Origin of the sequence: Sorangium sp. So ce185 (assembly GCF_051526825.1) — a bacterium.
Classification (GTDB): Bacteria; Myxococcota_A; Polyangia; order Polyangiales; family Polyangiaceae; genus Sorangium; species Sorangium cellulosum_D.
Genome location: NZ_CP150316.1, coordinates 8,317,289 through 8,330,726, shown reverse-complemented (window position 1 = coordinate 8,330,726; position 13,438 = coordinate 8,317,289). Strand labels below are relative to the sequence as shown.

General features: G+C 68.5%; 8 protein-coding genes. 1 reads left to right on the top strand and 7 read right to left on the bottom strand.

Features of this window, described 5'->3' with window-relative positions:
* Positions 1–94: 94 nt before the first annotated feature.
* The 6 genes from WMF26_RS30535 to WMF26_RS30510 all read right to left on the bottom strand — a co-directional run bounded on the left by WMF26_RS30535 (position 95) and on the right by WMF26_RS30510 (position 6,770).
* Entirely contained in the window at positions 95–943 is an 849-nt protein-coding gene (locus WMF26_RS30535) for an AHH domain-containing protein (RefSeq protein WP_437995566.1), read from the bottom strand.
* A gap of 25 nt (positions 944–968) precedes the next feature.
* Positions 969–2,078 carry a hypothetical protein gene (locus WMF26_RS30530; protein ID WP_437995565.1) on the bottom strand — a complete coding sequence of 370 codons (1,110 nt, stop codon included), beginning with the start codon at positions 2,076–2,078 and terminating at the stop codon, positions 969–971.
* A gap of 40 nt (positions 2,079–2,118) precedes the next feature.
* On the bottom strand, positions 2,119–2,589 hold the full coding sequence (locus WMF26_RS30525) for a DUF4150 domain-containing protein (protein WP_437995564.1): 471 nt from the start codon (positions 2,587–2,589) through the stop codon (positions 2,119–2,121).
* 24 nt (positions 2,590–2,613) lie between these two features.
* Complete coding sequence (locus WMF26_RS30520; protein WP_437995563.1) at positions 2,614–3,696, bottom strand: DUF2169 family type VI secretion system accessory protein; 1,083 nt, start codon at positions 3,694–3,696, stop codon at positions 2,614–2,616.
* 94 nt (positions 3,697–3,790) lie between these two features.
* A complete protein-coding gene (locus WMF26_RS30515) occupies positions 3,791–4,603 on the bottom strand; it encodes a hypothetical protein (protein WP_437995562.1) in 813 nt (270 codons plus the stop codon).
* Between the two features lie 73 nt (positions 4,604–4,676).
* Positions 4,677–6,770: a hypothetical protein gene (locus WMF26_RS30510; protein ID WP_437995561.1), complete on the bottom strand. Its 2,094-nt coding sequence runs from the start codon at positions 6,768–6,770 to the stop codon at positions 4,677–4,679.
* A gap of 296 nt (positions 6,771–7,066) precedes the next feature.
* Between WMF26_RS30510 and WMF26_RS30505 the strand changes: the two genes are divergently transcribed.
* Complete coding sequence (locus WMF26_RS30505) at positions 7,067–8,098, top strand: synaptic vesicle VAT-1 family membrane protein (RefSeq protein ID WP_437995560.1); 1,032 nt, start codon at positions 7,067–7,069, stop codon at positions 8,096–8,098.
* Between the two features lie 114 nt (positions 8,099–8,212).
* On the opposite strand, the gene WMF26_RS30500 is transcribed toward WMF26_RS30505, so the two are convergent.
* A complete protein-coding gene (locus WMF26_RS30500) occupies positions 8,213–13,216 on the bottom strand; it encodes an FG-GAP repeat domain-containing protein (RefSeq protein WP_437995559.1) in 5,004 nt (1,667 codons plus the stop codon).
* Between the last annotated feature and the right edge of the window lie 222 nt (positions 13,217–13,438).

Sequence of the window (13,438 nt, the reverse complement as noted above, 5' to 3'; positions counted from 1 at the left end):
GCCAAGACGCCAAGAGCGCCAAGAAGAAAATGCCATCTTGACGCCCTTGGCGTCTTGGCGGTTCAATTCTCGCTTGAACGATGTGATCGGTGTTCTAGAACTCAATGGTTTCCAGAGTGCCGTCATACCCGGGGTTACGTGCCGCGGAGGCGATCGCTTTGTAGATTTCCTCGGAGAGATCCTCGAGCTTCTCCTTGCAGAGTTTGTGCTTGAGCTTTGTGTGCCCCTTGCCCTTTTTCAGCTCCGCTTCGATGTCCTGCTTATATTCGTTCAAGATGGTCTGGAGGCGCAGCTTGACCCTGCCACTGTAATCGGCGTGACTCCGGCCCGTCACCTCATCCAGGTGCCTCGGCAGGTTGAGCGTACCAGCGACCGCTCTGTCCATGGGCAGGATGATCATGTTCTGCTTGTGGTTGAGGTTGTACCCCGCGCGCAGCAACCCTCCGCGCACAACGCCCACCCCGTTCACCGCTGGGTACGAGCGCTCGATGGCAGCACCTGTCTTGTTGAGCTCTTTGCGCAGCTCGGAGTTGGTCACGAGGTGGTGCGCGTTGTGGTAGTACGGGACCGCCGAGCTCTGCTTGAAGTTGTCCCCGACGCCGACGTCCCAGTCACCCTTCGCCGGCGCGGAGAGCAGCAGCCGGTAGAAGTGCGGGAAGACAGGGTGGACCTTCGTGACACCGTCTTTGCTTGTCTGGTAGTCTTTCTTCGCGTCGGTCCTGACCTTGGTCCTGCTCGACAGCGATGCGTATCTGGGCCAGTTGTAGAGATGTTTGTCGTCGAGCGCGCGCTGGTACGCCTGCCAGCGGTGGGAGCAGGAGCTCGGCGTCCAGGCCGACTCGTGCCGGTTCAAGCACTTCCCGCCGTCGACCTTCGCGCTCACCTCCAGGTGAAAGCCCGCGTTGACGTCGTCTTGGTGCTGCTCTTTCGAGGGATCCGACATGCGTTCCTCTCTCCGCGTCTCCGCGCTACCCCGGCGCTCCGGCGGCCCGGAGCCGCAGCGCGCCGGCCTGTCCCCACTCGGAGCACGAGGCGACTATCGCCCGGTCTCCGCTGCCGTAACCCCGCGCGAGCGCTCGCGCTGCGACGCAGACGCCGACCGCGCCGCTCGCCGCGCCGACCTCGCCCAGCGAATTGCAGGGGAGCACGATCCGTGTCCCGCTCGCGACGCGCTGGGCGAACCGTGCGAGCGCGTTCCCCCATGCTGCTGCGCGCCATGTCTCGCCGTTGACGTCGAGCACAATGTCCCCTCGGAATGGCGTCTCCGCAGAGGCATCGCCGAGCACGTCGCCCATCGCCCTCGCCAGCCCCGCGCCGTCGCCCCGCTGATCCTGCTCGGCGCCTTGGTGCGCGGGGGCGCCGGTGGACACCGCCTCGATCACCGCGCAGGCGGCGGCGCCGCGGCGGCCGGAGGACACTCCCGTTTCGAGCAGGACGCAGGCGCCCGCCTGGCCAGGAATCAGCCCGCACGGATTGTCATCAATCTTGAGCCGGCGATGATCGGCGAGCCACTCGAGCGTGAACGGGTCGAGGTACGAGTCGACCGCAAGCACGATGACCCGTTCGAGCCCCGCCTGAAGCCAGCCGCGAGCGACCGCGACCGCCGCTGCCGTGCCAGCGTGGCCGAGGCCGAGCACCTCGACGTGCTTCGCGCTGAGCGGCAGGCCGAGCGCCTCCTCGACGCGCTCTAGGTAAGCCTCCCTGATGCCGGCCGCGTCCTTGCGCACGCTGCAGTCGTCGGCGTAGCGGTCGCTGCCGAGGTGCGGAGTCACCGCGATGAGCCCGGTGCTCGCCCAGAAGCTCCTCGCCGATGCACCAGGCAGCGCGCCCTGCCGCGCAAGGTCGCTCAGCGCGCCGAGGGCGAGCCGAATCCAGGCCCCGACGAACACAAACCCCTCGGCGAAACCCCGGATCGCATGGCCCATGAGCGGCTCGTTCTCCTGGGTCGCAGCGTTGAGGACCTGAAAATAGGGGATCGGTCGCGGTATGGCAACGCCGGCGCGGATGGACGCGCACGCGGTCGGCGCGTCCATGCCGACCGACGTGACCATACCCATCCCGGTGATCGCGAGGTCCATGCTCATCACGGCTGTGCCAGCGGCGTCAGGCCAAGCGCCTTCAGAGGCTCTCGTCGCAGATTACGCACTTCCGTTCTGGCCCTTGGCCGGAAGGCGCGACCACCACCACCGGCCCCTGCATCACCGGGAACGGCGGCGTGTTCTTGTCGTTGTGCAGCATCAGGTCGAGCGCCCGCGCCACGTTCTTCCCCTCGAACTTCACGTCGAACGAGAAGTTCACGAACTCCGCCTTGCCCTTGGTCTTGCCCGACACGATCCCGCCGAGCGAGCCGGCCTCGTCCCCGGTGCTCGTGCTGAAGTTCGAGTCCTTGACGCAGACCGACTCCCCGTCGCACTTCACCTTCTTCGTGCCCTTGGCCGTGTCGCCGCTCTTGGCGACGTTCGGGTAGGGGATCGGCACGGGCGGCGCGGGCGGCGCCGGGGTCTTGCACACGTCCGGGAACGCCACGGTGACCCCGCTGCTCTTCGCGTGGACCACCGACATCATGTTCACGCCGACCGTAACGCCCATCGCCATCTCCTCAACACGACAGCTTCACTGAGGCCGAGCCCGCTCTCGGGACCACCCCGAGGGGACCTGTCTCCGGACGATACCCAGATCGTCCTCGATCGCGATCGCGCGCACGTCGTGCGGCCCATCCCGCAGCGCGACGTGCCCTCGATACTGCAGCAGCACGCGATCCGTGTCCGTGTCCACGATCACCGTATCCAGCCGCAGCTCCACCTGCGCGTCGTCCCGCCGCGCGAGCCCCACCCGGCACCTGGGCGCGGCGAGCCCTGGCAGCCGGAACGAGAGCCTCCCGAACGGCGACGCGTTCTCCACCAGCACCGGCTCGTCGCCCCTCAGGTAGCCCGGCGCGACGAGCCCCTTGGAGGCCGCGTTGAAGAACCGCCGATCGAAGTCCCTGGGCAGGAGCGGCATCCGCTCCTTCGACCACGCCTCGTCGTAGGTCCCGGCCAGCGCGGCCCGGGGCTGCCAGTCCGGCGAGACGAACCCCACCCCCGCCGGCGCGACCGCCTGGCCGTAGCGCTGCAGCGGCTCGCCCGGGTCCTCGATGTTCGGCAGGCGGAGCCCCTCCTCCACGGCCGCGCCGGGCGCGCGGAACCCCATCCCGATGGGATTCCTCGGCTCGAACGCGTGCTTCGCCGGATCGGGGTGGCTCCGGTCCCAGCCGCCGAAGGCGTGCTCGTAGCTGAGCGGGATCCGATCGAACGGACGCGGTCGCGACGGGACCATCGCTGCACCGCTCCGCACCCACGCCCGATCCCCGAATACCCGCGCCGTCTTCCCGACCGGGCCGACGCGGAACATCACCTGGAGCTCCGGGACGGCGTGGCGCGGCGCCTGCGCGTGGCCGACCAGGACCACATCCGTGGCGGGCTTGAAGAAGGCGAACGCCGGCTCGAACCGGTAGCTCGACATGGCGGCGTCCGCGCTCCAGAGCTCCCCGGCGAGGTTTGGCGGCGGCTGCTGCTCGGCGCGCTCGAGGCCGCGCACGGCGTGCAGCGTGAACGTCGCCTGGACCAGCACGACGAGCAGCGGGCGGCCCTCCTCGTCGGCGAGGAAGAGGGGCTCCATGGCCCACGGCGTCTGATTGTCGACCGCAGGGTGCCCCATGAGACGGCAGGATCTCCGATCGGCCGGAACGGCGCAATAGCCTCAGCGCACGGCGGCCGCCGCTCGCCTCAACGCGCGCTCGCCGCTTCGCGCCTCACCGCACCACCCGCAGCGCCCCGCCGCGGCTGCCGACGACGATCGGTATCTGCATCGTGCTCTCGTCCGCGTCCGGCGGCGTCTGCAGCAGCGGCGCTCCTCCGGGCCGCCGCAGCTCGCAGAGCCTCCCCCCCGCGCATGGCGCGAGCTCCACGTCCTCGCGCTCGAAGTCCGTCACGAACCCCCGCGGCGCATACTCGTCCTGCAGCACACCGCGCAGGCTCGCCCGGATCGCACCCGCGTCGTCGTCGTAAGCCGCCGCGTACGCCTGCACCTTCGGCTCCATCTCGGCCACGAGCCCCTCCACGTCGCCCGCGCGCGCGAGGTCCCGCAGTCGGATCGCATACTCGCGCAGCGCCTCCTCGCCCGGCAGCGGCTCGACCGTGGTCAGCTCGGCCGTGAAGTCCGGCCCCGCGGCGTCGAACGCGAAGCGAAACGCCTGCGGGATCGTCAGCTCCTCGCCGCGCTCGCCCGCGGCCTCCATCCGCCGGGCGAGCTCGCGCATCACCTCGATCTCGACCACCACCGGCCCTTCGCCCGGCGCCACCGCGTCGCCCTTGCCGTAGACGCGCACCGCGCCCTCGAGCTCCACGCCCCGGAAGTCTCCGGGGGCGCCGTCGTCGCGCGGCAGCGGAGCGACCTCCACGTCGAGCCGGTTCGCGCCCGCGACGAGGTACAGGTTGATCGGCGGCGCGAACCACTCGGGCTGCTCCCCCTCGGCCGTGAGCTCCACGACGGGCACGTCGTTCAGCCGCACGCGCACCCGGCACCGCTCCGCCTTCGTCTCGAGGTGATAGATGGGAAAGCTCATCGTTAGTTAGAGTAACTTATCGTTCGAACGGCCCTCTACCGCGTCGCGCCCTGTCCCCCGCGTCCCAGCGGGCTCAGCCGGTGAGCTTCCGAAGCGGGCTCGCGCCGTCGTTCAGGTGCTTCTGGAGGCTGCGGCCGTCAATGGTGCCGTCGAGGTACGCCTTGAACCGATCCGCCTCGATCCAGTCGCGCCCCCAGCGGTCGCCGAGCGCGTCGAGGTCCTGCCGGACGGCGTTCGCGAGCGCGTCAACCATCTCGGGCGTGCGGTGGAACGCGCTGTCGCGCTCGATGCGCGCCGCGAGCGCGCCGGCGACCTCGTCGATCGTCCACGCCTTGTCCGCGACGAACGCGCTCCCGGACGGCGTGAAGACCCGGATATCCCAGCTGTTCGAGAGCACCTTGGCAAGCACCGCTTTGATCGCGTCGCGGCTCATGAACGGCGGCTTGTACTCCTTCGGGCTGGGCCACTCGACGTGGAGCCGCTCGCTCTTCGGGACCAGCGTGCCCTTCCACTTCTTGGTGCCGCCGATGCCCCACATCCCGACCGAGCCCGTCGCGGTGCACTCGATGCCCGTCCACACGAACCCTCCGTCGATGCTGACGATCTGCGAGCGGTTCGGCTGGTTGATGCCGAGCGTCAGATCGACCTCGAGCGCGGTCTCCATCTTCGCGTTGAACTTGAAGAAATAGCCCGCCTCCGCGCGCGCGCCGAGGGCGCCGCCGATGCTGCCCTTGCCCTGCAGCGCGGCCCCCGGCGCGCCGTCGGGCTTGTACCGGGTGCCGCTCACCTCGACCCCGAGCGAGCCCGACACCTGGCCGAAGACCTGGAGCTTGAAGCTGTAAGCGCTGACGCCGACGCCGATCTCGAATGTGATGCTGAAGATGTCGAGCGCGGCCTTGACGTCGATATAGCGGAAGACGCGGTGATCCTCCCACTCCTGCCAGTGCCACTCCGCCGCGAGCCCGCCCTGCATCACCTGGATCTCGAGATCGACGTACCAGCCGACCTGCGGCGCGTAGCTCTTGATCGTCTTGATGATGTCGAGCCCCTCCTTGATGAACTCAAGGAGGCTCCCGACGATCTTCGCGGCGTCGATCGACAGCGCCCCGCCGTCGCGGCTCAGCACGATTGCGTCGGCGAGCTTCGTGCTCGTCTCGGACTCGGGCTTGTGCTCCTGGCTCGTCTTCCCGCCGGTGGTGGTCGCGGTGTGCGACGACTTGCTCGAGGCGATCTTCAAGGTCGACGGCTTCCAGCCCTCCGCGCTGACCTCGAGCTTCTCCTTGACCGTCTTCTTCTTGGTCATTGAGAGCTTCGACAGCGAGTCTCCCTCGATGGACTGCGACGACGCGGTGTACTTGTAACCCGCCTTGAAGCTCTCCAGCGGAGGGAACTTGAGCTCCAGCTTGAACTGCCGCGGATTGTAGACCTCGACGCTGACCGGCCGCGGGCCCGCCCCGAACGTGTACGACGTCTTCTCGTTCAGCGCCCGCCAGAAGGGGGGGAAGGGGAAGCGCAGCTCGTTCAGGTCGCCGAGGTACGCGACCTCGGCCTTGTACCCCGTGTACCCCGCGCTCGCGCCGGACTGGCTCGCCTTGGCCTCCGGGTGCCCGGGCGTGGTGAGCGCGAGCGACGGGGGCATGCTGCCGAGGTAGTCGTCGCGCCAGTGGACGGTGACCGTGTCCTTGGTCTTGCCCTTGTCGGGGACGACCTGGATGAGCGTGCCGCGCTCGAAGAACGGTCGGGAGCCGGCCGCGTGGTGCTTGCACTCGATCTTCCAGTCGCGGATCTTGGCCTCGGCCTCCTTCGGCTTCGGCTCGGGCGGCTTCTCCTCCTTCGCCGCCTGGCTCGCGCCGTTCTGCGCCGGGAGCGAGTCGAGGCGCGCGATCTCGCGCGAGAGCTCGCGCCGGCGGACGAGCACCATCGTGCCCAGCGAGAGGCGCCGCGTGACCAGCAGGCAGAGCTGGTGATCGTCGGGCGGGGAGGCGAGCTCCAGCGCGTCGTCCTCGAGCGCGCGCAGCAGCCGGTGGCGGTTCGACGGATCGTCGAGCAGGAGCCGCACGTGCCGTTCGATCGCGTCGGGATCGGTCACGGCGATGCCGTCGCCGGGGTCGGTCATGCCGAGCGTCGAGCGCAGCTCCAGCGGCTCGTGGAAGGAAGCGAGGAACATGCGGCTCAAGGGTTCACCTGGGCGGGGCGCGACGCGGCCATCGGACAGGAGAGCGAGGCGCGCTTTTCCTGTCAAGCAGAACCCGCGAGACCAGCGGCGGGCCGGTCTCGCGTCTCGTGCGCGTGTTGCGCGCGTGTCTCGTGCGCGTCTCGAGCCGTGCGGCGCGCGTCGCAAGCGCGTCCGCTGCGCCGTTCCTTCTCGAACCCGATCGGTGTACTACCGCGGCCGCCGTCTCCGTCGCCGTCCCTTTCGCCGTCGCGACCCGTGGTGAGACCACGGCAGCCCAACAGGTGCCCATGCGCAAGATCGTCGTCCACGAGCCCGGCAGCCACGACAAGCTCCGCGTCGAGGAGCACCCGGACCCGAGCCCCGGGCGCGGCGAGGTGCTCGTCGACGTGCGGGCGGCGGGCGTCAACTACGCGGATTGCGTCGTCCGCATGGGCCTTTACGAGTCGGCGAAGAAGTACGTCGGCTGGCCCATCACGCCCGGCTTCGAGGTCGCGGGCACGGTCGCCGCGGTCGGCGAGGGCGTCTCGGATCTCGCGCCGGGGGCGCCCGTCGTCGGCGTGGTCCGCTTCGGCGGCTACGCCTCGCGCGTCGTGGTCCCGCGCCACCAGGTCTTCCCGCTGCCGTCGCGGCTCACGCCGGAGCAGGCCGCGGGCTTCCCGGCGGTGTTCATGACGGCGTACTACGCGCTGTTCGAGCTGGTGCGGCTGCGGCCGGGCATGGTCTTGCTCGTGCACTCGGCCGCCGGCGGCGTGGGCAGCGCGCTGGTGCAGCTCGGCAAGATCGCCGGCTGCCGCGTGGTCGGCGTGGTGGGCGCGGCGCACAAGGTCGAGCCGGCGAGGCGCCTCGGCGCCGACGCGGTGATCGACAAGAGCAGCGAGCCGCTCTGGGCGGCGGCGGAGCGGCACGCGCCCGAGGGCTACGACGTGGTCCTCGACGCGAACGGGGTCGAGACGCTGCGGCAGAGCTACCGGCACCTGGCGTCGGCGGGGAAGCTCGTCGTGTACGGCTTCCACACGATGCTGCCGCGGCAGGGCGGCCGCCCGAATTACCCGAAGCTCGCGGTCGACTTCCTCCGGATGCCCCGCTTCAACCCGCTCGATCTCTGCAACGACAACAAGAGCGTGCTGGCGTTCAACCTGTCGTACCTGTTCCACAAGGCGGAGATCCTGCGCGAGGCGATGGACCGGCTCGCGGGCTGGGTGGAGGAGGGGCGCATCGCGGCGCCGCCGGTGGCGACGTTCCCGCTGGAGCGGGCCGCGGACGCGCACCGGGCGATCGAATCGGGCAAGACGGTGGGCAAGCTGGTGCTGACGATGTAGCCGGCGGCTGTCGAGAGGCCTAGGGGGAGAACTGATTTTGAACCCGGAGGGTGGGGCCAGCGCGCGAGGCGGGCAGGGCCGCGCGGGGTCGCGCGGCCCTGCGGGGCGGTGGTGTCAGGGGGCGAAGCGCAGGTCGTCGAGCACGTAGGTGCCTGCGTTCGTGGGCGCGTTGAGCGCGAGCCGGAGCTGGCACTCGTTGTCCTGGGCGAGGAGCGCGAGACCCGCCGGAGGCACGGTGAAGCTGACGACGTGGGCGCCCGAGCCCTGCGGAAGCGGGACCGTGTTCGTCGCGATCTCCTGGTAGGACAGGTTCGCCCCCATGCACTCCAGGAACATCGTGGCATCGCCGGACCAGCCGGGGTTGACCGGCGGCGGCGACACGACGTCGAGCTGCAGCGTCGGCCCGAACGAGGCGAGCTCGCTGGTCGGGAACGACGTGCTCTCGATGACCGTGTAGTTCGAGGCCGCGACCGAGAGCGCGTTCAGCACCGGGACCGTCGGCGACGCGACGAGGCTCGCCGTGGTGCCCTGGACGACGTGCCAGGCATCCTCGGTCTCGAAGCCGAGGACGCGCGCGGCGGTGGTGACCGGCACGAACGGCCCGTTGTTCAAGAGGTAGCTCGGCAGCCCGTTCCACTGGAGCTCCCCCATGAACCGCACGTTGTCGAACTGGAAGCAGTCGCCGTTCGCCGCGTCGGCCATGAGCGAGACCTGCAGGGTGGAGCCGCCGTCGGTCTCTTGAAGGGCGGCGAAGATCGGCTCGGGGAGCGTGAAGTGCGCCGTGACCCACTCGCCCGCCGGGTAGCCGGTCAGGTCGAACTGTCCGGCGAACTGGGCGACGGTGTCCTCGGGTCGATCATGATAGAAGAGCTGCACGGAGCCCTGCCATGCCGGGTTCGGCAGCCCGGTGGGGATCCGGACGTCGAGCGCGAGGTGGTGAGAGATCCCGGTGAAGCTCTTCGGGACGAAGGACGGGCTCTCGAGCGTGCGGGAGCCCGAGGAGCACACCCGCTGGGATGCCTCTCCCACGGTCGCCATCCGACTCATCGAGTTGCTGGCCGTGGTGGTCCAGGGGTCGTCCCAGCTGCCGACGAGGGCCTGGCCGCGCGGCGTGGAGCGGTAGGTGTTGGCCCGCAGCGACTTGACGTGCACGGTGGCGCCGGCGGCGCCCGCGACGTCGATGGCGATGGTAACGGGCTCCTGCGTCTGCTGGAGCTCCTCCAGGGCGTCGGCAGGGACGTTGAAGAGCACGTCCGTCTCGCCCGCGCTGAGGACATCGGCGAGCACGACGGTCGAGCCGAGCTGGACGGTGCCGGTCGAGGCGGCGTTCAGGGTGACCTTGAGCCGGGCGCTGCGGGTCGGGTTGCCGGTGACCGCGACGGAGAACCACACCGACCCCGGCGTCCAGCTCGTCCCTGTGCGCTGGTACTCCCGGTCGATACGGGCGTTGCCAGCGCTGTCCGGGGTGATGGTGAAGCCGCTGCCGTCGCCGTTTTGCGCGGCGGAGCCGGGCTGGGCGGGCAGCCAGCTCTCGTCGAACCGGATCTGGCTCGGGGGGTCCGTGGCCGCGTCCCCTTCCGGGAGGCGCTTCGGATTGTGGTGGTCCCTCGAGTCGAGGGTCAACTTCGCACCCAGGTGCGGATTGTGGATTGTGACGAGCCCGTCGCCCATGGCCCGCACGTACTCGACGTCCGTGAACTGATAGTCCGCGTCGACCTGCTGGACCAAGAGCAGCGGGAAATCGCGAACGTCCTGCGCAGTACGCGGATCGAACTCGAGGCCGAGGACCCCGTTGATCTTGAAGAACTTGAGCTCGGGGGCGGGCTCCGCGAAGTACGAGATCTCGAGCAGCTCGTCGCTCACCACCGTCCGGTAGGGGAACACGTTGTCCCAGTCGGTCAGGCCGGCGTTCCTGGACACGACCGCGCTCAGGACCTCGGCGGCCGGAACGCTCGCTTCCTCGGTGCCTGAGCCCCAATGACCAGGGACGACCTCCCAGAGACCGCCGTGGATCACGGGGAAGGAGACGACGACGACGTGCAGGCCGCCGCCCGGCTTGGTGATCACCTTGGCCCTCGACCCGTTGTCCAGGTTGACGACCTGGCTGTCGACCCATCCGGTCGGAGTCTTCGTGGGCCAATCCAGATTGGGATCGTAGCCCAGCGTGACGTTCTTGTACACGGCCCCGTTCTTCGAGGTGTAGCCGCCTCCTCTCATCATCGGCGTGACGTCCTGACCTTCGTTCACGCCCCAGTCGCCCTGATCGCCCGGGAGCAGCAGCACGCTGGGCTTCGCGAGGAAGTCGTGCGCGTGCTTCTTCTCCTCGAAGAACTGAGCCTCAAAGCTCGATTCGCCAGGCCTCAGGCCCGCGTTCTCGAAGTGCCAGTACTTGCCGCCCGAGCTGTTCAGGTAGTCCTTGGTGGTGAAGTAGTGCTCGAACGCCGGCTCGTAGTTCCAGGACCCGGAAAATAGGCCATCCTCTTTGACTGTCTCTTCCAGGACGCGGGCCGGATCACGCGCGATGGCGTCGAGGTCCGGGTCGCCCATCACGTTGGGCGCCGGGTAGCGCGCCGGCCCGTGAATCCGGTAAAACTGCGTGGAGTAGCGCGCCGCGGCGCGCGTGTACGCGCCGAACCCGGGCTGCTCGTTGTCCGGCTTCAGCATGAAGTGGTGGATCAGCTCCGGCACCTGGTACCCGCTGAGCGCGGCGTCGAGGGCGAACCCTTTGTACTGATCTCCGCCGTTCGTCCACATGCAGTTGCGAGCATCGCAGTGCGGATTGTCGTTGAATGAATACACGCCCGTCAGGATGCCGAACATGATGGGCGGATAATCGGAGCTGTACAGCGCAAGGTTGTCCCTGTAATCCCAGAGACGCCGCATCGGGGCGTAGCGCTTGCCGTGGTAGGACTGGAAGGCGATCATGGCGGCGGCGTAATCCACGGCGTTGCGCGCGGCGGTCCGCACCTTCTCGCCTTCGGCATGGCTGGCGAGCTGCATCAAAGCGCGCAGCGTGAAGCCCTGGTAGGGCCGCGCGTTGGTCTCGAAGAAGCCGTTCTTCGTGATCCGGCCGAGGATGGCGAGCAGCCCTTGCTCGAGGTGCGTGCCGTCATTGACGTACTTCTCGGGGCTCAGGTCGTGGATCGCCTGGATCTCCGGATCCTGTCGGGGGTTGTTGCGGATCCACTGGTTCGCCAGGTAGATCCAGGTGTTGATCATGAGGACGTGGTTCTCGGTCTCCGGGACTGTTATGATCTCATTGGGGTACGACAGCTTGCTCACCCTGTCTCCGGCGTAAGGGATCGTGGGGCTGCACCAGGTCTCCACGTGGACGTTGTCGCCGGGGTCGAGGGCCCCGCTCTCCCAGGCGTCACACGTCGTCTGGGGCGCCCACCTGTACATGAGGAGCGAATTGACGGCCTTGTCCGTGAGCAGCGGCTGCGAGCCCTCGGGCGTGTTCCCGAACGCGTTCAGCAGCGTCATCGCGCCCATGAGATAGAAATCGAAGTCCGCGTTCGTACCGACGTCTTTGTGCATGTACGCGTGGCTGAGGAGCCAGTCCTCGACGATCTGCGGGAAGGTCCCCGGCGGCCTGAGCACGTCCGTCTCCTCCAGGTGGACCATCGCCGCGAGGCCCGCGGCGATGCGGCGGAAGCCTGCATTTTCGGCGTCTTCCCAGCTCCCGATCTTGGTGAAATCGCCTTGGAAGGTGCGCATCCACGCCCGCAGGAGCTTCTTGAAGCGGTCGTTCATCTCCGCGTCGGCGTCCGCGACCGAGCCGGGGATGGGGTGCGGATCGCCCTCGATGACGCACTGCTGGTCGCCGAAGGCGATGTCGGTGACGTAGTAGTCCTCGTCCCAGTCGTGGCCGAACCCTCTCTTGTAGACAGCGCCTGCGCTCAGGTCGTCGTAGATACCCCATTTGGGGGCCGGGCCTTCGGTGCGGCCGAACACGAGCTCCCCCTGGCCATCCGAATCCGCGTCGAAGATGGCGAGCGGGTACGCGCCGATGTCTTCTCCCCATTCGTGACCGCGGGTGGTCTCGGAGATGATCCCGTTTTCGTCCTTGCTGAAGATCACGAGCCTCGAGCGCTGGTCGCCCCCGCTCCGCCCGACCGCGAGCTCCTCCCTTCCATCATCGTTCATGTCTCCGGCTGCGATGGAGATGGCCTGGTGGTCGCTATCCCAGGTGTCGCTGCCGGGGTCGAACTGCGGCCCGAAGGCGATCTGCCCGAGGGCGAGGTCGTGCATGCCGGGGAAGACGAACACACGCTGATCGCCGTGGTCTCCTTCGGCGATCGCCGCGAGGTCCCCGTTGCCATCGCCGTCGAAGTCGAGGAGCTTGACGCCGAGCACGGCGGGGTCGTCGCCGAACACGCTGTCGCCCGCGCTGAAGCGGGTGGTGAGATTGCCGCTGACATCCAAGCCTGCGACCTCGACGCGGAGCCCGATGCTCCCGCACAGGAGGCCGCAGCCCATGTTCCTGGAGATGGCGACCTCGGCGCGACCGTCTCCGTTGACGTCGCGCACATCGAGCCCCGTCACGTAGTAGTCCTCACCCCATTCCGTGCGCTGCTCCTTGACCACGTTGAAATGGGGGGTCTCGCCGTCATGGGTGAAGTCATCCAGGATCAGCACCCTGCCCGCCAGCGTATCGGTGCCGTCGTTCATTCCGACGATGACCTCGTCGTCGCCATCGCCGTCCAGATCGCCCGCCGCCAGGGCTTCCACGCCCTTGCTCGTGCTCCAGTTGCCCATCGTCGCGATCTGCTTGAACTGGGTGGTTCGATCATCGTAGATGACCAGGCGCGGCACGACGTCGCAGCCCAGCACGCAATCGCGCCGGTTGCGCCCCGCGATGAGCTCGAGCTCCTCATCATCGTCGATGTTGGCGAACGTGATCGCCGTGGCGTAATAGGGCTCGCCGTAGTTGTCGCCGCGCAGGGTGAACACGTGGTCGCCGTCGTACACGTAGATCGACGGGTGTTTTTCCGTGTCACGGAAGCGCGAGACGGCAAAGAGCTGAGCTTTGGCTCGGCATTCGGTGTTCTGCGCGTCGGCGGTGATTGGAACGCCGACCAGGACGATGGATCCAAGCAATGATAACCAGCGACGCATCGGTCTCCTTCTCTGGGCCTGCAGGTTGGCTGCGGAGTGAAAGCAGCCAACCTGCAGGCGTCGGCGAAAGCAGCGACCGTGCCACTGCACGCGCGCCTCCCCGCAGGGCGCGGTGAGATGGCCGGCGAGCCGAAGCTGCGCGCGCCCTCGCCCCGCCACGCGCATGGCGGCACGTGGCACGTGCCACGGGCACGTGCCCGTGCCGCGTGCAACCCGGTGGCG

Bases quoted from the DNA above. Each gene is read 5' to 3' on its own strand.
- WMF26_RS30535 (WP_437995566.1), bottom strand. From the start codon at position 943: ATGTCGGATCCCTCGAAAGAGCAGCACCAAGACGACGTCAACGCGGGC.
- WMF26_RS30530 (WP_437995565.1), bottom strand. From the start codon at position 2,078: ATGGACCTCGCGATCACCGGGATGGGTATGGTCACGTCGGTCGGCATG.
- WMF26_RS30525 (WP_437995564.1), bottom strand. From the start codon at position 2,589: ATGGGCGTTACGGTCGGCGTGAACATGATGTCGGTGGTCCACGCGAAG.
- WMF26_RS30520 (WP_437995563.1), bottom strand. From the start codon at position 3,696: ATGGGGCACCCTGCGGTCGACAATCAGACGCCGTGGGCCATGGAGCCC.
- WMF26_RS30515 (WP_437995562.1), bottom strand. From the start codon at position 4,603: ATGAGCTTTCCCATCTATCACCTCGAGACGAAGGCGGAGCGGTGCCGG.
- WMF26_RS30510 (WP_437995561.1), bottom strand. From the start codon at position 6,770: ATGTTCCTCGCTTCCTTCCACGAGCCGCTGGAGCTGCGCTCGACGCTC.
- WMF26_RS30505 (WP_437995560.1), top strand. From the start codon at position 7,067: ATGCGCAAGATCGTCGTCCACGAGCCCGGCAGCCACGACAAGCTCCGC.
- WMF26_RS30500 (WP_437995559.1), bottom strand. From the start codon at position 13,216: ATGCGTCGCTGGTTATCATTGCTTGGATCCATCGTCCTGGTCGGCGTT.